Origin of the sequence: Numidum massiliense (assembly GCF_001375555.1) — a bacterium.
Classification (GTDB): Bacteria; Bacillota; Bacilli; order Thermoactinomycetales; family Novibacillaceae; genus Numidum; species Numidum massiliense.
In genome coordinates this window covers 1,569,889-1,591,405 of record NZ_CTDZ01000009.1, presented here as the reverse complement: position 1 = coordinate 1,591,405, position 21,517 = coordinate 1,569,889, and the positions used below count along the sequence as shown (strand labels likewise).

The 21,517-nt window shown below is 52.3% G+C and carries 24 protein-coding genes; 14 read left to right on the top strand and 10 right to left on the bottom strand.

Features of this window, described 5'->3' with window-relative positions:
- The first annotated feature begins 2 nt into the window (after positions 1-2).
- Positions 3-368 carry a YraN family protein gene (locus BN1247_RS07940; protein WP_054949905.1) on the top strand — a complete coding sequence of 122 codons (366 nt, stop codon included), beginning with the start codon at positions 3-5 and terminating at the stop codon, positions 366-368.
- A 69-nt stretch (positions 369-437) separates the two neighbouring features.
- Here the strand turns inward: BN1247_RS07940 and BN1247_RS07935 are convergent, their stop codons facing one another.
- Positions 438-998 carry a hypothetical protein gene (locus tag BN1247_RS07935; protein WP_054949904.1) on the bottom strand — a complete coding sequence of 187 codons (561 nt, stop codon included), beginning with the start codon at positions 996-998 and terminating at the stop codon, positions 438-440.
- Positions 999-1,183: 185 nt separating this feature from the next.
- Here BN1247_RS07935 and BN1247_RS07930 point away from each other — a divergent pair, with 185 nt between their 5' ends.
- On the top strand, positions 1,184-2,257 hold the full coding sequence (locus BN1247_RS07930; protein WP_231633197.1) for a tetraprenyl-beta-curcumene synthase family protein: 1,074 nt from the start codon (positions 1,184-1,186) through the stop codon (positions 2,255-2,257).
- 513 nt (positions 2,258-2,770) lie between these two features.
- Positions 2,771-3,367, top strand: coding sequence for a GNAT family N-acetyltransferase (locus BN1247_RS07925; RefSeq protein ID WP_054949902.1), 597 nt, complete (start codon positions 2,771-2,773; stop codon positions 3,365-3,367).
- Between the two features lie 75 nt (positions 3,368-3,442).
- Here the strand turns inward: BN1247_RS07925 and BN1247_RS07920 are convergent, their stop codons facing one another.
- Positions 3,443-4,006 (bottom strand): YhcN/YlaJ family sporulation lipoprotein, encoded by a 564-nt coding sequence (locus tag BN1247_RS07920; RefSeq protein WP_187119746.1) that lies wholly within the window; start codon positions 4,004-4,006, stop codon positions 3,443-3,445.
- Between the two features lie 216 nt (positions 4,007-4,222).
- Between BN1247_RS07920 and spoVAC the strand changes: the two genes are divergently transcribed.
- Both spoVAC and spoVAE read left to right on the top strand, forming a co-directional pair.
- Positions 4,223-4,717 carry a stage V sporulation protein AC gene (spoVAC, locus tag BN1247_RS07915; RefSeq protein WP_054949900.1) on the top strand — a complete coding sequence of 165 codons (495 nt, stop codon included), beginning with the start codon at positions 4,223-4,225 and terminating at the stop codon, positions 4,715-4,717.
- Positions 4,718-4,747: 30 nt separating this feature from the next.
- The gene (gene spoVAE / locus BN1247_RS07910; protein ID WP_054949899.1) at positions 4,748-5,098 is read left to right on the top strand and encodes a stage V sporulation protein AE; all 351 of its coding nucleotides are present in this window, start codon (positions 4,748-4,750) and stop codon (positions 5,096-5,098) included.
- A gap of 77 nt (positions 5,099-5,175) precedes the next feature.
- On the opposite strand, the gene trhO is transcribed toward spoVAE, so the two are convergent.
- Positions 5,176-6,099, bottom strand: a complete 924-nt coding sequence (trhO, locus tag BN1247_RS07905) for an oxygen-dependent tRNA uridine(34) hydroxylase TrhO (RefSeq protein WP_054949898.1) — start codon at positions 6,097-6,099, stop codon at positions 5,176-5,178.
- Positions 6,100-6,609: 510 nt separating this feature from the next.
- Here trhO and ytxJ point away from each other — a divergent pair.
- A complete protein-coding gene (gene ytxJ / locus BN1247_RS07900) occupies positions 6,610-6,951 on the top strand; it encodes a bacillithiol system redox-active protein YtxJ (protein WP_054949897.1) in 342 nt (113 codons plus the stop codon).
- A 291-nt stretch (positions 6,952-7,242) separates the two neighbouring features.
- Here ytxJ and BN1247_RS07895 read toward each other — a convergent pair whose 3' ends face one another.
- The 4 genes from BN1247_RS07895 to BN1247_RS07880 form a co-directional block, all read right to left on the bottom strand.
- Positions 7,243-8,784, bottom strand: coding sequence for an aldehyde dehydrogenase family protein (locus tag BN1247_RS07895; protein ID WP_054949896.1), 1,542 nt, complete (start codon positions 8,782-8,784; stop codon positions 7,243-7,245).
- Positions 8,785-8,961: 177 nt separating this feature from the next.
- A complete protein-coding gene (locus tag BN1247_RS07890) occupies positions 8,962-9,696 on the bottom strand; it encodes a CAP domain-containing protein (RefSeq protein WP_054949895.1) in 735 nt (244 codons plus the stop codon).
- Between the two features lie 114 nt (positions 9,697-9,810).
- A complete protein-coding gene (locus BN1247_RS07885) occupies positions 9,811-10,641 on the bottom strand; it encodes a transglycosylase domain-containing protein (protein ID WP_054949894.1) in 831 nt (276 codons plus the stop codon).
- Between the two features lie 193 nt (positions 10,642-10,834).
- Positions 10,835-12,364 (bottom strand): YifB family Mg chelatase-like AAA ATPase, encoded by a 1,530-nt coding sequence (locus BN1247_RS07880; protein ID WP_054949893.1) that lies wholly within the window; start codon positions 12,362-12,364, stop codon positions 10,835-10,837.
- A gap of 245 nt (positions 12,365-12,609) precedes the next feature.
- On the opposite strand from BN1247_RS07880, the gene BN1247_RS07875 reads away from it, so the two are divergent.
- Positions 12,610-14,049, top strand: a complete 1,440-nt coding sequence (locus tag BN1247_RS07875) for an amidase (RefSeq protein WP_054949892.1) — start codon at positions 12,610-12,612, stop codon at positions 14,047-14,049.
- 131 nt (positions 14,050-14,180) lie between these two features.
- On the opposite strand, the gene BN1247_RS17085 is transcribed toward BN1247_RS07875, so the two are convergent.
- Positions 14,181-14,504 (bottom strand): hemerythrin domain-containing protein, encoded by a 324-nt coding sequence (locus tag BN1247_RS17085; protein ID WP_261796063.1) that lies wholly within the window; start codon positions 14,502-14,504, stop codon positions 14,181-14,183.
- 100 nt (positions 14,505-14,604) lie between these two features.
- Here BN1247_RS17085 and hflX point away from each other — a divergent pair, with 100 nt between their 5' ends.
- Positions 14,605-15,924 carry a GTPase HflX gene (gene hflX, locus BN1247_RS07870; protein ID WP_054949891.1) on the top strand — a complete coding sequence of 440 codons (1,320 nt, stop codon included), beginning with the start codon at positions 14,605-14,607 and terminating at the stop codon, positions 15,922-15,924.
- Between the two features lie 45 nt (positions 15,925-15,969).
- Here hflX and BN1247_RS07865 read toward each other — a convergent pair whose 3' ends face one another.
- A complete protein-coding gene (locus BN1247_RS07865; protein ID WP_054949890.1) occupies positions 15,970-16,458 on the bottom strand; it encodes a hypothetical protein in 489 nt (162 codons plus the stop codon).
- A 208-nt stretch (positions 16,459-16,666) separates the two neighbouring features.
- Complete coding sequence (locus BN1247_RS07860) at positions 16,667-17,131, bottom strand: cupredoxin domain-containing protein (protein ID WP_054949889.1); 465 nt, start codon at positions 17,129-17,131, stop codon at positions 16,667-16,669.
- A 155-nt stretch (positions 17,132-17,286) separates the two neighbouring features.
- Here BN1247_RS07860 and BN1247_RS07855 point away from each other — a divergent pair, with 155 nt between their 5' ends.
- The 6 genes from BN1247_RS07855 (at position 17,287) to dprA (ending at position 21,477) form a co-directional block, all read left to right on the top strand.
- Positions 17,287-17,559, top strand: coding sequence for a hypothetical protein (locus BN1247_RS07855; RefSeq protein ID WP_054949888.1), 273 nt, complete (start codon positions 17,287-17,289; stop codon positions 17,557-17,559).
- 158 nt (positions 17,560-17,717) lie between these two features.
- Positions 17,718-17,858, top strand: a complete 141-nt coding sequence (locus BN1247_RS17680) for a hypothetical protein (protein ID WP_157360856.1) — start codon at positions 17,718-17,720, stop codon at positions 17,856-17,858.
- A gap of 115 nt (positions 17,859-17,973) precedes the next feature.
- Positions 17,974-19,134: an ADP-forming succinate--CoA ligase subunit beta gene (gene sucC, locus BN1247_RS07850; protein ID WP_054949887.1), complete on the top strand. Its 1,161-nt coding sequence runs from the start codon at positions 17,974-17,976 to the stop codon at positions 19,132-19,134.
- A gap of 45 nt (positions 19,135-19,179) precedes the next feature.
- Positions 19,180-20,085, top strand: coding sequence for a succinate--CoA ligase subunit alpha (gene sucD, locus BN1247_RS07845; RefSeq protein WP_054949886.1), 906 nt, complete (start codon positions 19,180-19,182; stop codon positions 20,083-20,085).
- A 100-nt stretch (positions 20,086-20,185) separates the two neighbouring features.
- Entirely contained in the window at positions 20,186-20,368 is a 183-nt protein-coding gene (locus BN1247_RS07840) for a hypothetical protein (protein ID WP_054949885.1), read from the top strand.
- Between the two features lie 17 nt (positions 20,369-20,385).
- A complete protein-coding gene (gene dprA, locus BN1247_RS07835; RefSeq protein ID WP_054949884.1) occupies positions 20,386-21,477 on the top strand; it encodes a DNA-processing protein DprA in 1,092 nt (363 codons plus the stop codon).
- Positions 21,478-21,517 lie beyond the last annotated feature (40 nt).

Below are 21,517 nucleotides of genomic sequence, written 5' to 3'. Positions count from 1 at the left end.
GAGTGGATCAGCGGAAACAGACGGGGCAAAGAGGGGAACGGTTGGCCCGGCAATATTTAGAGGGAAAAGGTTGGACGATATTGGCGATGAATTGGCGTACGCGCCTCGGAGAACTTGACATCGTTGCCAAAAGCCCGGAAGATGCGCATGTCGTGTTTGTCGAAGTGCGTACGCGGCGCTCCAAGGCGTACGGTACCGCAGCAGAGTCGGTCGACTACCGCAAACAGCAGAAACTGCGCCGTCTCGGTCTCCAATACGCCCAAATGCACGGCCTCTTGAATCATCCGTTACGTTTCGACGTCATTGCGGTGTACATCCCGTCGGCTGCGGAACGTCCGCAAGTCACGCATATCGTCGCCGCGTTTTGAGGCGCGCGTGGTTTATGCGCCTTGTACGACCTATGTATGCTAAAGTATGCTAAAGAAAATGAATGCCCGTTAACCTCGCGTGTACTGTGCGTACGTTTCGAGTAGTTGATCGTACAGATCGTCCCCGCCGACGTGTACGCGGACGGTCATCATATTGTCGCTCAACTGTTGTAGTTGTTGCAACTGCTTAACGGCGTATTGTAGAACCCGTCTCACTTCTTGCTGTGGATACACTTTCGTATCGACGAACAAACTGAACACGTCTTTTTGTTTGACGGTTTGACAGCGTGTGCGCATCGCGTGGAGCGTCTGTTCCAGCCCGCTGAGTAACGCTTGTAACCAATACGGAACGGCGCGAATCTCGTCCATAAAATGAACGGCGATAGCCATAATAGGGAAATGGTCCAATTGTTGTTCGGTGTATTGCTCATGTGCGTTGGCTTGCACATGATAGTAAAAAAATTCGAGGTGAAGTCGCGGCGGTAACGTTTGCTCGCGGAGCGACGTTATATTTTCTTGTAACCTCTCGTTTTCGGCCTGTAATTTTTGCAGCTCTTGTAGAGCGAGTTGCTCGTTCTCTAACGGTTCGCGTTTGTGATCGTCGAGCAACTGTTTAATTTTCGATAGCAAGCGAATTCCCTCCTCGTACATTTAATCTGCTGTTATTATATAGTTTAACGGGGATTTACACAATAAAGATTCCATCGGAATCAATCCAGTTTTTATGAAAATGTCGCCTATAATTAACAGCCTTTCACCGATAAGTCGTGTAAACTATAGATAAGAACCTGTTTAGTTAAGGAGCGATTGTTGTAGTGCCAGATCAAACACCGCGTTCAACGTTTAAATTACTTTTCCGCATGTACCGCCACGTGTTTCCACTCGTGCACGAACAATTGCGCTTTTGGCGACAAAAGGCGGAGCACATTAACGACCCCGAATTGCGCAAGCAAGCGTTGGCGAGCATAAAAAGCAAACAATTTCATTGCGAAGGCGGTAGCTTTTACGCGGCCGCCGATTTGCGTCACCGCCACAAATTAGTGCCGCTCATCGTCGCCTTTCAGACGATCAGCGACTATTTGGATAACTTGTGTGACCGCAGTACGTCGCTCGATCCTACTGACTTTCGCCAATTGCACCAAGCGATGTTAGATGCCGTCGACCCTGAGGCGACGTGTGCCGATTACTATAAATACCGCCAGGAGAAAGACGATAGTGGCTATTTACGCGCACTCGTCGAGACGTGTCAGCAGCACATCGCGACGTTGCCGCATTACGGGCTCGTGCAGGAGCCGATCGTCCGTTTCGTCTCACTTTACTCGGATTTACAAGTGTATAAACATATCCACCCGAGTGCGCGTGAGCAACAGCTAAAAGACTGGTGGCAGGCGCACGCGGCGCAATATCCGCAACTGAGGTGGTACGAGTTTGCCGCAGCGACAGGATCGACCCTCGGTGTGTTTATGCTCTTTCAAGTCGCATGTGAAGAAGGTGTGAGTGAACGGCGGGTGCAGGACATAACCCGCGCTTACTTTCCGTGGATTGCCGCCTTGCATATTTTGTTAGACTACTTAATCGACCAAAAAGAAGATGAAGAGGGGGGCGATCTGAATTTTTGCTCGTACTACTTCGGGACGGATGATACGATCGAGCGCCTCACTTATTTCCGCGAGCAGTCACGCAAGCACCTCGCCTCCCTACCTGACAAGGCGTACCATACGATGATCGTTGAAGGGCTCTTAGGTTTGTACTTATCAGACAACAAAGTGCGCGAGCAGCCGCACGTGCGTGACGTTTCCCGCGCTGTCATGAAAAAATCGCGTTCTCTCACAATGTTGCTTTATGTGTACAGCCGTTTGCACCGGTTCGCAGCTTTTAGGACTACATAAAAATGACGTGGTAGAATATAATGAAGTAAGAACCTAGAGAAGGGGGGCTTCTCTAGGTTCTCACAGGGAAAAGGCCTTTACTCATCGCACGGTGGGGGGTTTTTTCCCTTACTGCCTTTAAATTGGATGATCGTGTCTGCTAGCTTGATGAGGGCAGCAAGGAGCAAGATCCAATCACCCATCGCGATTCACCACCTTTCTTCGCGCGTTAATGTACAATTTTTGTGTACAATTTTTGGTAATGCGTTGAATATGGGGGCTTATTATATCAGTATGCTGTATATCGGCGTAATATCGCTTTCGAGAGGAAAAAATGTTCCGGGGGCCTTTAAATTCTAAAATAGGGCAGGACGGATACCATTAGAGTCGTAAGCGCTTTATAAACGAAAGTTTTTTGCCAACGATTAAAAGTTGCGGTTGACACTTTTTTTATTTACTTCAGTAGGACAGGTGTGCCGCAACCGCCATTTTTGAGGTAAACTTATGCTAAGTGAAACGTAGGAGGCGTTTACAATGGCTGAAAAAAAGCGAGGAGATGTACGTATAGAAGGAAAAAAAGTCGTGTTGCGAGACGTGAGTGAATCCGATATTGCAGCTTTGTGGTATTGGCATTTTGAATGCGCTGAGCCGGAGTGGATGAAATGGTACACGCCTTTTAAAAAGATAGAAAAAAGTACGAAGGACGAGTTTTTTATAGAGCAAACGTGGGATATTGCCCAATCGTACAAACTGGTGGTACCGAAAAAACTAGCGATTGAAGTGGATGGGCAGTTTATTGGGATCGTGCGCCGCTACTGGATTGACCAAAGTACGAACTGGTTAAACATCGGGATCTGTATTTACGACCCACACTACTGGAGCGGTGGATACGGTTCCGAGGCGTTTCGCCTGTGGATCGGCTATTTGTTTGCGCAAATGGATATCGTGCGGCTTGGCATTTCGACGTGGTCCGGTAATGAGCGGATGATCAAACTGGCGAAAAAGCAAGGCATGCAGCACGAAGGCCGCATTCGCAAAGCGCGCTTAGTGAATGGCCGCTACTACGATTCGGTCAATATGGGTATCCTGCGCGAAGAGTGGGAAAAATTGGAGGAAGAACGAGGTCAATGAGTCGTCTACGGACATGACGGCCGCCTGAAGGAGTCGTATGAACAAAAACTATTCGTTGGGATGTACAACGAGTAGTTAACCTTTCATGCCATCGTGAATTTTTTGTAGTTTTTTCATTAAGTCCTTCTTTTTTGGTTGGCGTTTCTTTTTCGCTTCGGTGTTGATCCGCTGTAGTTCGAGGAATAATTTATTGTCAGTCGTCACGTGAATCTCGTGATCGGGAAATTGGGCGCGCAACTTACTGTGTGCCTTCTCGCGAATTTGTTTCATGCGCAAACGATTAAAATTCGTTACTTTGAGCGCCGTGTATAAGTCATCACCGCGTACGACGGCGGTGGCGTCAGTGACGCGCTTGTCCTGTTTGACGATTTGTTCGGCCACATTAGACAAATTGTCGTGACTAAAGTTGTGCACCGTATACTTTTGTACGGTATGTTTCTGTGCCGTATGCTTCTTTTCCGCCTGCAGCTTCTTTTCCGTTTGCTTCATAGTCGCACGTTTTTTGTCCGTGCGCTTATCTTTTGTTTGCGTCCCTTTCGTCGTGGCGCCTTGTTTCGGCGGCGCTGTTTTGGTGCAGCCGGTTGCTGTTAACGTCAGCACACAGCTGATTGTAACGGTGACCGCGACAGTGCTTATCATCGAAAGCGCCTTGTAACCCTTACGACTAACGAATGTCTTAACTTTCCTAGCCCTCGCGTCCTGTTTTTTTAAAGACCGTACGTTGCTCATCGTTTTGCTCATCGTCGTAACTCCTCGCAATCGTCTCTGTTCATCGTTTGCTTAACATTGTTTGCATAAAATCGCTAAATATGTATCACAATCAAAAAGAGTGACTAACGCATTTGAGGTGAGACGATGATTGGCACGCGCAGCAAAGGAACGAAAGAACAGCAACAAGAAGAACAGCGACAATACGCAGCATTTGTAAAAAAGTGGGAAGTTGGACGTCCTGTCGGCCGCAACTGTGTGCGCGCTTTTTTCGTCGGCGGGGGAGTTTGTCTGTTTGGACAAGTCCTCCATTACATGTATATGCGTTACTTTGATTTTACGGAAAAGGACGCCGGTGACCCGACGGTAGCGACACTCATCTTTATCGCGGTGTTGTTGACAGGTTTAGGTCAGTACAGTTCGCTCGGGCAATGGGCCGGAGCAGGCGCCGGGGTGCCTGTCACCGGTTTTGCTAATGCGACAGCTGCTGCGGCGCTCGAACACCGCACGGAAGGGCTTGTACTCGGGGTAGGGGGCAATATGTTTAAGTTGACTGGATCGGTCATCGTCTTCGGCGTCGTAGCCGCCTTTCTTATGGCGATGATAAAAATTATCCTACAATCATTAGGACTAGTGTCGTAACCTGTGTCGCGAATAAAAGGAGTGGAAAAGATGACTTTTGTGTGGGCATTCGTCGTCGGTGGGTTAATTTGTGTCATTGGACAATTAATGTTAGATGTGTTAAAAATTACCCCCGCACACATGACGAGTACGCTCGTCGTCATCGGCGCTATATTGGGTGGGCTCGGGTTGTACGAGCCGTTGGCCGATTTCGCTGGTGCCGGTGCAAGCGTACCAATTACGAGTTTCGGTAACTCCCTCGTGCGCGGGGCGTTGGCCGAGGCAGAACGCCACGGACCGATCGGGGTCATTACTGGTATTTTTGAAGTGACGAGTGCTGGTATTTCCGCGGCAATCATTTTTAGTTTTTTTGCCGCGCTCGTATTTAAGCCAAAAGGGTAGGGGAAAAAGTCGCCACTCGCGGGACTCCTCCTAATGGGGGAGGTTGCTAACTTACGACAGGCAATCGTGCGAAACGGTTACGAGTGTGCGTGGCCAGACGTTTCTAGTTCATAGCGGTTGCGCGGGTGCGCGCGGCAGGCGTCAGAACACGACCGTCTATACTTTCGTTCACACGCGTCACAGCAAATGTGTTGCAAGTGGCATTCCGGATTGGCGCAGTTAACGTAACGATCTTCCGGTTTACCGCAGTGGTAGCATTTACCGACAACGACATCCTCCGTTTGGTTGACGGGAACAGAAATGCGATTGTCAAACACGTAGCATTTTCCGTCGTATCGTTTACCTTGAACCTCCGGGTGTTTCCCGTATGTGACGATTCCGCCGTCAAGTTGCGAGACGTCAGTAAACCCTTCGCGCAAAAGCAGCCCGGATAACTTCTCGCAGCGGATGCCGCCGGTGCAGTAAGTGAGCACTTTTTTATGTTTGTACGGTTGCAAGTTTTCGCGAATCCAGTCTGGGAATTCGCGAAACGTCTTCACATTGGGGCGAATGGCGCCGCGGAAGTGGCCGATGTCGTACTCGTAGTCGTTGCGCCCGTCGATGACGATACAATCGTCGTCCTGCAGCGCTTCATAAAATTGCTCGGGCGATAACCGCTTTCCGGAAAGGATGTTTGGATCGATATCGTCGCTTAAGTTTAAGTTGACGATTTCGCGTTTCACTTTGACCTTTAACTTAGGAAAGGCGTGCTCAGTCGCTTCGTCAATTTTAAACGGCATGTCGGCGAAGCGCGGGTCGGCGTGCAACGCTTTGACGTAGGCGTCTGTCTGCGCCTTCGTTCCCGAGACGGTGCCGTTAATCCCTTCTGCGGCGACGATGATGCGACCGCGCAAGCCGAGTTGTTCGCAAAGGGTGCGATGCTCCTCTTTAAACGTTTCTGTGTTGTCGATCGGCACGTATTTATAATATAACAGGACTCTGTACGGGTTTTTTGTACACATCGAATATCACCTATCTTTCGTGTCTCGCTTTCCGCATATGCGCGGTCAGGTTGAACCGGCGCTTTCAATTACCTCGCTCCCGGTTATCTCCCACTTATTAGCGTTTGCGTTTACAACGTTATATATGTTATCACAAGATTAACGCGCGTGCACGGTCGGTGCAGCAGATTATTGCCGGGAAAATAAGAAAAACCGCGCGAATCGCCCCTGCTTGTCTCTGTTTGGCGAATCGTGTCAGATGACGGCGAGCGAATGGCAGATCGTTTATGCACGCCGTTAAAAGACCGCGACGGTTCGGTGATCATGGTGATCATACGGATAAAAAATATGGTAAACTAGGAAGGCATGTTTCTCACACATGTTTCGCACAGGAGATATATTTCCGCAGTGGAATGGAAGGCCTTCCTTAACCGGATATTTTCAACCATAACGAGGGAATTTTCAACCATAACCGAGGGACATGTAGTATTTGATTAGACTGTCAGAGAATAAAGAGAGGATGTCGCACAAGTGGCAGAATGGAAAGAAATCGTTACAGTTGCCGATTGGGAAGAAGTTGTGGGACGTTCGCACGAAGCGCCGTTGTTCGTGTTCAAGCATAGTACACAATGTCCGATTAGTGCGGGTGCTTATCAAGAGGCAGAGGCGTACTTGCAAAACGATCCGCGCGAGGACGCAACGTACGTACTCGTCAAAGTGATCGAATCCCGACCGGTTTCGAATCAGGTTGCTGAAGATTTAGATGTCAAGCACGAGTCGCCGCAAGCGTTCGTCGTCAAAAATAAAAAAGAAGTATGGCATGCCTCGCATCGCGCCATAACAGAACAAGCGATTCGCGAAGCTCTCGGCTAACGGATCCACGTAATCGCACAATCGCACGTAGCGCGAAGGGCGCATATTGCAAGGGCGCCGTCGTAAGCATGCGCAGCAAGACCGCCGTATGCGCAGCAAGCACCGCCACCTGCCCAGCAAGACTGCCACATGCGCAGCAAGACCGCCGCATGCCCAGCAAGCACCGCCACATGCGCAGCAAGACCGCCACATGCGCAGCAAATACCGCCAGATGCCGCTCTAAGAGATGCCTCGCTCGGCATACGTAGGGCGGAGTGCCCCGCGGCGTTTGCTGCGGGTGCTTGAGAGGAGCTAGCGTTTGTTCGCGCGCTTAAGAAGCTGCAAGTATGAGCTGACGAAGCGGAGCGGGCTCCGTTTTTTGCCGTATAAGCTCGCGACGAGGGTGCGAAACAGCGGCAGTTTCCCGCGGTATGGAAACCAGTTGACCTCCGTTTTTTTCTTGCCCGGATCGACGAGGAGCGATTTTTCATGGCAAAACGCCTTCAGGCCGACATCGGCGTGGTAACGGCCGATGCCGCTTTCCTTGCTGCCCCCGAACGGCAAGTACGGGTTGGCTACAGAAACGATGACGTCGTTAATGACGACGTTGCCGGAGACGAGGGCGGCGGCGACGCGCTTCGCTTTGCTCAAGTCGCGGCTCCATACGCTAGCATTCAGTCCGAACGAGGAATCGTTTGCCAACTGAATCGCTTCCGCTTCGTCGTCAAACGGCAAGACGGACAGCACCGGGCCGAACGTCTCTTCGTGCGCGATGTCCATTTCTTCCGTCACGTCCGTTAAAACGGTCGGCGGCAGTTGCAAGCCTCGCCGTTCGGGCCACTGTTCCGGTTCGCTCCCCCAAGCGACGGTAGCTCCCTTACTAATCGCGTCGCGGATGTGGGTGTGTACGATGTGTCGTTGGCTAGGGGAGGTCATGGCGCCGAGATCGCTGTCTGCGTCGTCCGCTTGCCGCAAGCGGTCGAGCTCCGCCTTCAAAGCGTGCAAAAAATCGACGTACAGCGGCCGCTCGACGTACAAGCGCTCGACGGACATGCACACTTGGCCACTATGTGTAAACGCTCCCCATATAGCCCCTTGTACGGCGCGCTCTATAGGCGCATCGCGAAAGACGATCATCGGGTCTTTGCCCCCGAGTTCGAGTGTCGTCGGGATGAGCCGTTTAGCTGCTTCTTGCTGGATGCGTTTACCCGTTGCCACCGAACCAGTGAAAAAGATGTAGTCGGGTCCGGCGGCGACGAGTTCAGCGCCTAGTGCACCGCCGCCGTGGGCGACTTGGACGACGTCGTCGGGGAAGCGGCAGGCGCGAAACAGGTGTGCCATCCATTCGCCGACGCGGGGCGTTACTTCTGACGGCTTGAGGATGACGCTGTTGCCTGCGGCAAGTGCGTTTAGTACTGGGATCATCGCCAGTTGAAACGGATAGTTCCAAGGGGAGATGACGAGAACGACGCCGCGCGGTTGATAGGTGACGTAAGATTTTTTGCCGATGAGTGTCAGAGGCGTTTTTACTTTTCTCGTGCGTAGCGATTTCGTCGCGTTTTTCTCTAAATAACGAATCATATCGACGACGGTCAAAATGTCGGCGGTGATGGCCTCGACTTTCGGTTTTCCGGTATCTTCGGCAATGAGGGCGATCGCTTCGTCGAGGTGATCGATGAGATAATGCCGCAGTCTTCGCAACACGTGCAGGCGGGTGGCGAGTGGCTGCGTCTGCCAGTTAGTAAAGGCTTTTCGCGCCCGCCGCATGATCTCGTCCGTTTCTTCTAGAGGCGTGGCCGGTATTTCGCCGATCGTTTCTCCCGTAGCCGGGTTGATCACCTGTAACTTCTCCAACAGAAAACCCTCCTCCGATTATGTAAGTCTTATTGTCATGTATATGTCTCATTGTAGCGCGCTTTTAATCGCGGTACCAACTAAAAAAAGGGACTGCCTACGAAGAGCGGTAACTCTTGTAGACAATCCCTTGCGTTTGCTAGTTGAGTTCACGAGTTGCGCACGTTAACGACGCGCTTAACCTTTGAACAGTTGGACGAACATTTTACCGTACGGTCCCCCGTCGACAATGCCGATACCGATTTCCGTGAAATCAGCTTTGAGGATGTTGGTGCGGTGGCCCGGCGAATTCATTAAGCCGTTGTGGGCACCTTCGACCGACTGGTGACCGGCCAAGTTTTCACCCATGAGGCGGTAGGAGATGCCGAATTTGTCGAGCATTTGCGACGGCGAACCGTAGGTCGGAGATTGGTGATCGAAGTAGTTTTTATCGATCATGTCTTTCGCTTTAACGCGGGCAACTTTAACGAGTTCGTTATTCGCTTTTAAGGCTTTCAGCCCGTTTTTTTGCCGTTCTTTGTTTACGAGATCGAGCATTTGCTGCTCAGCTGTGGTCATCCCCGTTTGGTCTGACTTGGTCGATTGTTTCGGTTCGGTTGGCTTCGGTTGTTGTTTTGAAGGCTGATTGACTGGTTTGTCTGCGGCCGGTGCTTGTTTGGCTGGTTGAGCTGGTTGCTTGCCTTGGTCTCGTATAAAGCGATCCGCAAGATCGTTCAGCCACTTTTCAACATCTCGCTGTCCAATCGAATGGTTCCAATCGCCAGTTTGCCCATACGGGTTCCCCCCATATGTAACTTGGCCGTATATGACGGTGCAGTTGCCGTCAACAGGTTTTTCAAAAGCGAGTGCCGCCCCGGCGTTAAAGGTGAGTAACAGGGCGAATACTGTGAACATAACGAGTGTTTTCTTCATTGTACCCCTCCCAGAATTTTTGGATGATCGTTCTGTGGTTTTTATCGTAACATAAGATTATCGCCTATTTGTCTGGTAATTTCTTGTTGGTAGATTTTGAGAGGGGCATTATCTTCATTCTGCTGGTAATACGGTGACGTCTTCACTCATGGCAGCTTCCTTCTCGGCGTTCGTAATAAACCCGACATCGACCATGCGTTGCAAGACGAGATTGCGGCGCTCGATCGCCTTCGCAAAGTTATTCCTTGGCGAATATATTTCCGGCGCTTTCGGCAGGGCGGCAAGTAGGGCCGCTTCGTTCAAAGTAATAGTCGCTCTGTCTGCGCTTCCGGCGCGGACGGTTTTGCCGAAATACATATTAGCCGCTGCTTCGATGCCGTACTGCCCGTGACCAAAGTAGATGCGGTTAAGGTACATTTCTAATAGTTGTTGTTTCGTGTACCGTTGTTCTAAATGGATTGCGATCGCGATTTCTTTTAGCTTGCGGCTGAAACTTTTGTCGTGCGACAAAAAGACGTTGCGCGCCAGTTGCATCGTGATGGTGCTGCCGCCCTCAGCTTTACTTCCCGCGGCGACGTCAGCGACTAGCGCTCGCGCGAGTGCCTGCAGATCGACACCGTTGTGGCGTTCGAAGCGGTGGTCTTCGATCGCGATAAACGCTTGCCACAAATAGTCGGGCATATCGCTATAATGGACGAATGCCTGCGAGTCGCTTTGTTGTTGAAAGACAGGACGTTCGAGTTCTAACAGTTTTTGATCGTCAATGAGTACATTTCCTATGACCCCGAGCGCAGGCATGGCAACTAACGCGACGAGTACGGCGGCAATGGCGATTGCGAGCAGACGCCGCGGACGGCGTTGCCTATTTTTCGTGCGTTTCTTCGTGTGTTCTTTCGTCCGTTCGATCGTTCGACGACGCGTTTGTTCGTTTGTCATAGCGTTCATAAGAAGCGCCCCCACTCCGAGATTGTATCGATGACATGCGGTGCATATATTTACCTCGACGCCAGCTGTACGCAATAGGACGGATATATGCTTGTACGTCATAAGACGATTGATTCCGCCGTTTGGTTTTATAGTTTAATTGTAGGTGGGGGGCATTAACTCGCACTTAGGTGAACCTTAAGTTTACATTAACTCACCAATATTTGCGGTCGAGACTGCGGTACTGAATCGCTTCGGCGACGTGTGGCGTGCCGATCTCTACACTGCCCTCGAGGTCGGCAATCGTACGCGCCACTTTCAAAATGCGGTCGTGCGCGCGGGCACTTAACCCGAGGGTGTCAAACGATTGCTCGAGTAAGGCGCGAGACTGTTTCGTTAATTGGCAGTACTGGCGAATGGCGCGGGGAGACATTGTCGCATTCGTCGAAAAGCCGTCGTCCCCGTAGCGCGCCGCTTGGGTCGCGTGTGCACGATTAACTCGTTCGCGGATCGCCTGAGACGATTCACTCGTGCCCGATACTGTTAACGTTTGATAGTTTACTTTCGGCACTTCGATGTGGATATCGATGCGGTCGAGTAACGGGCCAGATATTTTCGCGCGGTAACGTTGAATTTGATACGGCGTGCACGTACACGTGTCGTCTGTGGAACCGTAAAAACCGCACGGACAAGGGTTTAACGAAGCGACGAGCATAAATTTAGTCGGGAAGGTTAAAGAGACGCGCGCGCGGCTGAGCGTCACTTCACGGTCCTCCAACGGTTGCCGCAGTACTTCTAAGGCACTCTTGGAAAATTCAGGCATTTCGTCAAGAAAGAGAACGCCGCGGTGTGCCAAACTTACTTCGCCCGGCTTTGGAATGACGCCGCCACCGATGAGACCAGCGCGGGAAATCGTATGGTGGGGAGCGCGAAACGGCCGTACGGCGATTAGTTGACCGCGGTCGGCGAGCAGGCCGGCCGCGCTGTAAATTTTCGTCACTTCGAGCGCTTCCGACTTGGCGAGTTGCGGTAAGATGGACGGAATGCGACGCGCGAGCATCGTTTTGCCCGCGCCGGGTGGGCCGATGAGTAAAATGTTGTGCATGCCGGCTGCGGCGACTTCTAGGGCGCGTTTTACGTGGAATTGTCCTTTGACGTCTGCAAAGTCATCAGTCATTCCCGGCTCTGTAGACGCGGTAGTAACCGGTTTGGCGGATGTCGGCGCGAGCGTCTTAGAACCGTTTAAGTGGGCAACGGCTTGTTTTAACGTGTGTATTGGAAAAACTCGAATCCCGTCGACTAACATCGCTTCCGCAGCGTTTGCTGCAGGCACGTAGGCGGCAGTGAATCCTTCTTCTTTTGCAGCGATGACCATCGGCAAGACGCCGTTTAATGGGCGGAGCGTGCCGTCTAACGCCATCTCCCCGATGACGACCGCGCCGCGTAGTGCGGTGGTGTGCAACTGTTCGCTGGCGAGTAAGACGCCGAGAGAGATGGCGAGGTCAAAGCCGGAGCCTGCTTTTTTCACGTCAGCTGGGGCTAAGTTCGTCGTCATGCGTTGCATCGGAAATTGGCACCCGCTGTTTTTCACCGCGGCGCGCACGCGGTCGCGCGATTCGCGCACGGCGGAATCGGGAAGGCCGACAATGTCGAATTGCGGCAACCCGTTGGAAATGTCCACTTCGACCTCTACGATATAGCCGTCAATTCCGTGGACGGCCGCGCTGTATAATTTGGCGTACATGAAAGGGACTCACCTCCTCGATCGGACATATGTCGTTCGTATCCGGCAATGTCGATCGTGTTCGTATATACTTAGTTCCATATGGAGGTTCAAATTCCTGCTCTCGACGCGCCTTTAATAAAACGCCCTCAATGACTATAATGGACTTAACCGCTCTGGCGGGGACAGCTCAGCAAGTCAAAAAAAATGGACAGGCCCTTCATGCGGGCTTCTCAATATAAAAAACGGAAGGTGTGCTTACATACATGATTCATGCATGGTCGGCGACAGAAATAGTCGACAAAATTAAAGCGAAAGAAGTTTCCCCTGTCGAAGTGATGGATCACTTCTTAGGGCGGATTACGGCGCTTAACCCACAAATTAACGCGTTTGTTACTCTTGCCGACGCGGAGGCGCGCCAAGCGGCGAAACAGGCGGAAGAGGCAGTTGTCCACGGAGCAGCGCTCGGGCCGCTGCACGGTGTTCCGGTGGCGATTAAAGATTTGACAGTGACGAAGGGGATCCGCACGACATACGGTTCTCCCGCTTACAAAGATTACATTCCCGATCGCGATGCGACAGTCGTACAGCGCCTAAAGCAAGCGGGAGCGATCGTCGTCGGTAAAACAAATACGCCAGAGTTCGGACATAAAGGGACGACGGACAACCTGTTATTCGGCGCGACGAAAAACCCGTGGCACTTGGCAATGACCGCTGGCGGTTCGAGCGGTGGTGCGGCAGCGGCTGTAGCAGCGCGACTCGTGCCCGTCGCCGAGGGGAGTGACGGTGGCGGTTCGATTCGCATCCCAGCCAGTTTTTGCGGTGTGTACGGGTTTAAGCCGACGTTCGGACGTATCCCGTACGACAGCAACTTAAGTAACGTGTTTAGTGCGCACGAACCGTTTTTGCACCACGGGACATTGACGCACGCGGTAGAGGACGCCGCGTTGTTACTGCAGGTGATGCAGGGACCGACAGCGACAGACCCTTTTTCTCTCCCCAGGACGGACGTTTCTTACCGCGAGGAAATGAAAAAAAGTGTTGCGGGCCTGAAGTTGGCCTATACGCCCGATTTTGGGATGTACGAAGTCGCTCCCGACGTGCAGCGAAAGGTGCGGGAGACGTTGGCTCAGTGGCGCGCCCTCGGTTGTACGGTTGAAGAAATATCACTCGATTTCGGGATGGATTTGCGTACGTTTATTACGTTCTTTGAAAGTATGTGGCACTCTGCAGCGGCGGCGGGGAGCGGCGCGTTACTGGAAGAACATCCAGAACTCGTTTCGGAGTCGATGCAGTATATGATCCGCAAAGGGTATGCCTTAAGCGCGGTCGAGTTCCGGCAATTGGAATATACGCGGACAAAACTGTGGCTGAAGGTGCAAGAAGTGATGCAGACGTACGACGCACTGCTCTCGCCGACGCTAGCGGTGACGGCATTTCCACACGAGTTGTTAGGGCCGCGCGAAATTAACGGCCGGGCGATTAAGCGAGATTCTGATTGGATGCTAACGCAAATGTTTAACGTCACAGGCATGCCCGCGGCATCGCTTCCGGTCGGCTTTTCAGCAGATGGGCTGCCAATCGGGCTGCAAATAGCGGCTGACCGGTTTAACGAGAGCACCGTCTTAAGGTTATCGCACGCTTTTGAGTCTGCTTACGGGACGAGTGGCGTACCGTCGACTGTTGCAGCTGCACCAGTGAACTAACGGATCGGGTTTGGGCAGTACGCGACACTTAGGGGGCGGAATAGCCCCCCACTGCACTCGGCGGCGCACAACAATTTTCGTGTCTTTTAACGGCTTTATTGCGACATTCAATGACGACGCTTTGCGATTGCTTATGCCTGTGTGTAGCGGAGAAACAAGATGTTGTTTTCGAGGTGTAAATGCTGAAACAAATCGGCTTCGAGCTCAGCGAGGCGCCCGTATGTGGCGCGGTACGTCGTGCAGGCGCCTTGCGGCGGCTCAAAACCGTCTGTCATCGCGCGTATTTGTTTCAAGATGTCACCGGTAGCGGCGTGTTCGCTTTCTCGGTCGACGATCGTTTGCCGCAGTGCCGTTAGCTTTGCTGCCGTAGGCGCCTGTTCGTAAGCGACAATGTGCGGAAAAACGTCGGTTTCCTCGTCACAAAAAAATAATTGTCCTTTCGTTACCGACGATATAAAAAAATGGCGTTCGCTTCTGTGACGGCAGTCACAAATCGTTAGCGCTTTATGGCACTATCGTGAACGCGAGGGCTTATAAACGAAGAGGTGAACATGAATGACACATAGCGAGACACAGCGCGCTCTTTTAGTTGCACTGGAGACATACGGGGACGGCGGCGGGTGGACGGCGTCCGAGTCGCTAGACGAATTAGAGAACTTGGCCGGTACGGCTGGAGCTACTGTCGTCGGGCGCGAGATTCAGCGGCGTCCTCACCGCGACGCAGTGACGTACATCGGCAAGGGGAAAGCGATCGAACTCGGTAGCCTACAGCAGGCACTCGGGTTTGACCTCATCATTTTTGACGGAGAATTGTCGCCGCTGCAACAGCGCAATTTGGAGCGCTTAACGGGCTGTCCAGTCATTGACCGCACGACGGTCATTTTAGATATATTCGCGCAGCGGGCGCGTAGCAATGAGGCAAAATTACAAGTCGAGTTGGCACAATTGCAATATCGCTTGCCACGCATTGTAGGGAAAGGGACGGAACTGTCGCGTCTCGGTGGAGGGATCGGCACGCGTGGGCCGGGGGAGACAAAGCTCGAAGTCGATCGGCGACGCATCCGCGATCGCATCGCCGCCGTGAAGCGGGAGTTAGCGGAGGTTACAGCGCATCGGACGATGCTGCGCGCGAAGCGAAGAGAGGGGTCGCTTCCTGTCGTCGCCCTGACCGGTTATACGAACGCGGGTAAATCGACGTTACACCGCGTACTTGCCGGATCGTCTGTTTTAGTAGAGGACCGCTTATTTGCGACGCTCGATGCGACGGCGCGCAAAGTTGAGCCAGAGGACGGTGAGCCATACGTACTCATCGATACAGTCGGTTTTATTAACCAATTGCCGACGTTTCTCGTCGCCGCCTTTCGTTCGACGTTGGAAGAGGTTAAAGCTGCTGATTTGCTGCTCCACGTCGTCGATGCCACGCACCCGAAGCGGCACGAGCAAATGCAGACCGTACAAGAAGTACTTGCCGAATTAGGCGCGGGGGACAAGCCGACTATCGTTGTTTACAACAAATCAGAAGACGGGTTACGGCAAGCGTCCCCCGATGCGGGAGAAGGCGTAGCTAGTGGCGAGGCCGCGCCAGAGGACGGAAAGGAACTTTCCATCGCTGTTTCGGCGCGCCATCACTTAAATCTCGACCAGCTCCAACGAACGATTCAGCAAGTATTAGCCAGAAGGCGCGAAACGGTAGCGTGTACGATCCCCTACGCCGACGCGTCGTGGGTGCCGTGGCTGTACGCACACGGTCACGTGCTCGAGGAGGCACATCGCGTCGACGGCATTTACGTCCGCGCCGAACTGGAAAAAGGGTTGGCGAAACAGTTGCACGCGCACTTGACAGCAAAGGGGCAACAACGAGAAGGCGATCGTTAACAGATGCGAAACTAAGGTCGCGAACGTGTCTGTCGCTGCGCACCCTTAGTCAACCGTTTCACTTGCGTACTCGGGAAAAGTCTCAAAAAATAGTTGGGCTACCGCTTCGTATTCGCTGCTTTCGAGTTCGCAAAGTCGCCCGTGTGCGATTTCAAAAAAGTACAGCTGCTCGATCGGACCGCGCGTACGCGCTTCGTCTGCATTATCTCCTGCGCTCGCATCGCCTACACTGCTTGCATCGTCCGCCGTGCAGTAGTAGGCGCCAATTAGGCGTCCGTCGTACCGAAACGTCGCTGCGAGCGCCGCGCGAAACGACTCGCTATCCGTTTCGAGGCGCTGGAAAAAAATGTCTCCTAATTGATCGAGAAGTAGCTCGCGGTATACTTCGCCTGGGTAGTTCAAGACGAGGCGATCGTCGTCTTCTTCGACTAAGTACAGCTCGCGGTGCCGATCTTTCGACCACAGTAACAATAAGTGCTTCACTTGTTCGTGAACAAAAAAATATTGGTGCGGGGTACGAAACTGTAGTTGCATCGCTTTCACCTCTTCATACACAATACCGCGCGAAGAGGCAAAAGAAAAGTTTTTTGTATTAAATCCTTAAAATGAGGGAACCTTTTGCGGATCGTATACGTCTGTATAAGTGAACCTTCACAATTCCTTTATTACCCCAATACTGTTTGGGCCTCCCCATATTAGTGGCGAGGCCCCTTTTTCTTGCCTTATTAATCCCAGAACGGTCCTATTGATCTAGCACGGTAATGTAGGCAATCATCGGACCACCGTCTTCCGCCGCCCTATGATTCGTGCAGACGAGTTCGAACGTTCCCGCTTGGTCGGCGTCAAATGTGACCGTCGCCACTTCGCCGCGCTTCACAGTTCCGCTAACTCCGAATTCTTTGATCTTGAAATGATGTGCGTGTCCATTGATACCGTGAATATTTAGTGTAACGCGGTCTCCCTTCAATACGGTTAAATGTCCGGGACTGAAGCGATAAACGTCTCTTTCCTGGCCGTCAGCCGTTTTCGTCTTAAACTCGCCGGTTACGATGTGAAACGTCTTCGTCACTTGTGATGGGTCGTTTTGGCTCGTTGTTTTGGCACTTGTCCAATTGAGCGCGTTACCCGCGACGATGACAGTCGCACCAATTACTAACAATCCGGTAACGAGTGACAAGATGAGCCACTGGCGCGATGTTGATTTCATCGGGTGCACCTCCTTTATTTTTTGTACAACTATTTAGATTTATTTCCAACTTCCTCGTTACATATACAAGATTCCCAGTTATTTCTGTTGACGCTCACACATGTTTGCGCATAAAATAGGAACAAATGTTCTTACTGCGCAAGGGGGCGTAACGAATGATCGATCGCGTGTTACAATGGGCGTTTGCCCAACAAGTGCCCGTGCAAATTGTGTACGTCGATGCGAGTGGGAAATGGTCGCAGCGGATCATTCGCATTCGCACCATTGCCGACGACTGCGTGTATGCGTACTGTTTCAGTCGCAAGGGCGTGCGCACGTTCCGTATCGCGCGCATATATGCCGCACAAATCGATGCATACAGCGTTCGCAGCCAAGCAACACTACTACAACCATGCCGTACGCATCCGCAACAGCGAACGCCACTGTAAGGGAGCAAAATGCGTACGGGTGTGACGATTTCGTGAACGTTACAATAGTAAAATGTGCAAAAAGGGGGGTGTTAAGTTCATTCCCCCTTTGCCTTTCGCCCAAATGACGTTTATACTTAACAGTGTCGTAACAATATCGTCACAGGAGGGAATGCCGTATGACTGACGCACAACCGGAGCGCCGGAGAGAGAACAGAGAGAACGATTTTAACGATATGGTGGTTGGGACCGCCACAGCTGTCATCTTCTTTTTAGGTATTGCGGCAGTTGCAACCGTCATTGAAATATTAGTTAACTAATTTAAAGCATCTACCTACAAGCCATTCGTGAACGTTTTCGGACGTTCTTTTTTCTGTACCTATATCGGTATTAAACAATGTCGCATAGGTTTACTACGACAATGGGAGGATCGTTATGAATATTCACGAGTACCAAGCAAAAGAAGTGTTAAAACAATACGGCGTCGTCGTGCCGCAAGGGAAAGTCGTCTTTTCACCGGAGGAAGCGGTTAAAGCGGCTGAAGAGATCGGCACAGATGTTACCGTTGTAAAGGCGCAAATCCATGCCGGGGGCCGCGGGAAAGCCGGCGGGGTCAAGCTCGCCAAAAGTTTGGACGAGGTGCGTACATACGCCGAAGAAATACTCGGAAAAACGCTCGTTACGCATCAAACGGGCCCGGAAGGTCAAGAAGTGAAGCGGCTCTTAATCGAGCAAGGGTGTGACATTAAAAAAGAATACTATATCGGGATGGTCGTCGACCGCTCTAGCGGGGGCGTGGCGATGATGGCATCGGCCGAAGGCGGTACGGAAATCGAAGAAGTGGCGGCGAAAACACCGGAAAAAATCTTTACGGAAGTGATCGATCCAGTTACTGGCTTACTGCCTTTCCAAGCGCGCAAATTAGCGTTCGCCATCGGCATCCCGAAGCCACTCGTGAACAAAGCGGTTAAATTTATGATCGCGCTTTATAACGCTTTTGTGGAAAAAGACTGTTCGCTCGCAGAAATTAACCCGCTCGTCGTGACGGGTGACGGCGACGTGATGGCACTCGACGCGAAGTTGAACTTTGACGATAACGCGTTGTTCCGCCACGCAGACATTGCCGAGTTGCGCGACCTCGACGAAGAAGACCCGAAAGAAGTCGAAGCGTCGAAGTACGACCTCAGTTACATCAGTTTAGACGGCAACATCGGCTGCATGGTCAACGGTGCCGGTCTGGCGATGGCGACGATGGACATTATTAAACACCACGGCGGCGAGCCGGCAAACTTCCTCGACGTCGGCGGCGGGGCGACGACAGAAAAAGTGACGGAAGCGTTCAAAATTATTTTGGCAGACGAAAAAGTGAAGGGTATTTTAATCAACATTTTTGGCGGAATTATGAAGTGCGACGTTATTGCTAACGGTGTCGTCGAAGCGGCGAAACAAATCGGTATCGACCGTCCGCTCGTCGTGCGGCTCGAAGGGACGAACGTCGACCTCGGGAAAGAGATTTTGGCTAAATCCGGACTGAACATTACGCCGGCAACGTCGATGGACGACGCAGCTGAAAAAATTGTCGCGGCAGTGCAATAAACGTGTCATGTAATATGAGTGAAGGAAGGGCGGGACAATTAACCGATGAGTATTTTAATTAATAAAGATACGAAAGTGATCACGCAAGGAATTACCGGGGCAACCGGACTGTTCCACGCCAAAGGGTGTAGAGATTACGGCACACAAATGGTCGGGGGAACGCGACCGGGCAAAGGTGGAGAAGAAATCGAAGGCTTCCCCATTTACGATACAGTCGCTGAAGCGGTTGCGGAAACGGGCGCGACGGCATCCGTCATTTACGTTGCGCCGCCATTTGCCGCGGACGCGATCATGGAAGCGGTCGACGCTGAGTTGGACTTAGTCGTCTGTATTACGGAAGGCATCCCGGTGCTCGACATGGTGAAAGTGAAGCGCTACATGGAAGGGAAGAAAACGCGCTTAATCGGGCCCAACTGCCCGGGTCTCATTACGCCAGGCGAGTGCAAAATCGGCATTTTGCCGGGGTACATTCATACGAAAGGACACGTCGGCGTCGTTTCGCGCAGCGGGACGCTAACGTATGAAGCCGTACACCAACTGTCGCAGCGCGGCATCGGCCAGTCGACGGCAGTCGGGATTGGCGGCGACCCTGTAAACGGCACGAACTTTATCGATGTACTCAAGTTGTTTAACGAAGACCCCGATACGGAAGCCGTCGTCATGATCGGTGAAATTGGGGGTACGGCGGAAGAAGAAGCGGCCGAGTGGATTAAGGCGAACATGAAAAAACCAGTCGTCGGCTTCATCGGCGGACAAACGGCACCGCCAGGAAAGCGGATGGGACACGCCGGAGCGATTATTTCCGGCGGTAAAGGGACAGCGGCGGAAAAAATGAAGACGCTCGAAGCGTGTGGCGTAAAAGTCGCCAAATCGCCTGCGGAAATCGGGGAAACGCTCGTAGCTGTCATTAAAGAACGCGGCTTGTACGAGAAGTGTCTAACAAACAAATAATGTAACATGCACTTTTTCCGCTGTTTAGGGCGGGAAAACCTCTCCAGTTTTTTACTTGGAGAGGTTTTTTGTATAAAAAATTTTAATATGAAGGAAGGAATTGTCCCCGCGTGTCGCGAAAGATTGTTTTTACGCCGTCTTTGCGGCGCTTGTCGGCACTTCCGGCACATGCGCGGAAGCGAAGCTGTGTGAATCGACGCGATTTGCGCATCGGACACGCACATTGCACACGTACATTGCACACGCGCATTGGGAACGACTGATGGTGAACGATGGAGTATAAATGGGAGGGCTTAATTAATGACTACTTTTTCCGCTTCTGACTGGCTAGTCGCTTTGACGCATATCGCCGGCGTCGGTTGGCAGACGATCGCGAAGATTGACGAAGTATGTGGTGGGTTTGCCAATTTACCGCAGGCAATGAACGCCCATGGCGACGAGCTTGCCGGACGACGCCTCCGCCCGCAAACGATCGTGGCGCAGCTTAAGGCGACCGAAACGCGGCAGGCAGTCGTTGCCCTCAAGCAGTCTAATATTAGGACACTGACGGTGTTCGACGCACACTACCCTCCACTGTTGCGGGAAATCGCGCAGCCACCGTGGGTGCTATACATATTGGGGAACGCTGCGTTACTTAAGAAGCCGGCACTCGCGGTCGTCGGAACGCGGACGCCAACCCCTTACGGCGAAGCCGTCGCGCACAAACTTTCCTCCGAACTCGCTACCTGCGGCTGGACCGTCGTAAGCGGGATGGCGCGTGGCATTGACAGTATCGCCCACCGCGGGGCGCTAGAAAGAGGAGGGGCGACCGTGGCCGTCCTCGGCAGTGGCGTCGACGTAGTCTACCCGCAGCGGAATCACGCGCTCTACCGCGACATCCTCCGCACGGGAGCGGTCGTCTCCGAATTCCCGCCGGGGACAAAGCCACACCCCGCTTTTTTTCCACTGCGCAACCGCATCATTAGCGGATTGAGTCGCGGCACGGTCGTCGTCGAAGCGGCGGCGAGAAGCGGTTCACTCATTACCGCCGATGCGAGCTTAGAACAAAATCGCGACGTGTTCGCTGTTCCCGGTCCAATTACGTCACCGCATAGCGCAGGGACAAACCGCCTCATTCAGCATGGGGCTAAATGTGTCATGACGTTAACGGACATACTAGACGAATACCCGGACGTCGCGCAACCGGCAGCCTCACTTGAACCACAACCGCCAGAGCAGTTGACGTTAGAAGAGACAGCGGTGTTAAACGCGATCACCGCGGAGCCGCTCCACGTCGACGAGCTATGCGCCAAGACGCGCTTCACACTCGCGGAAATCCACCCGCTCCTCTTATCGCTGTTAATGAAACGGCTCGTGAAACAACTGCCGGGCTCCCGTTTTGTGCGCGTATAAAAAATCGTGCATAGTTTGACAAAGAGGAGTTCGATAATGA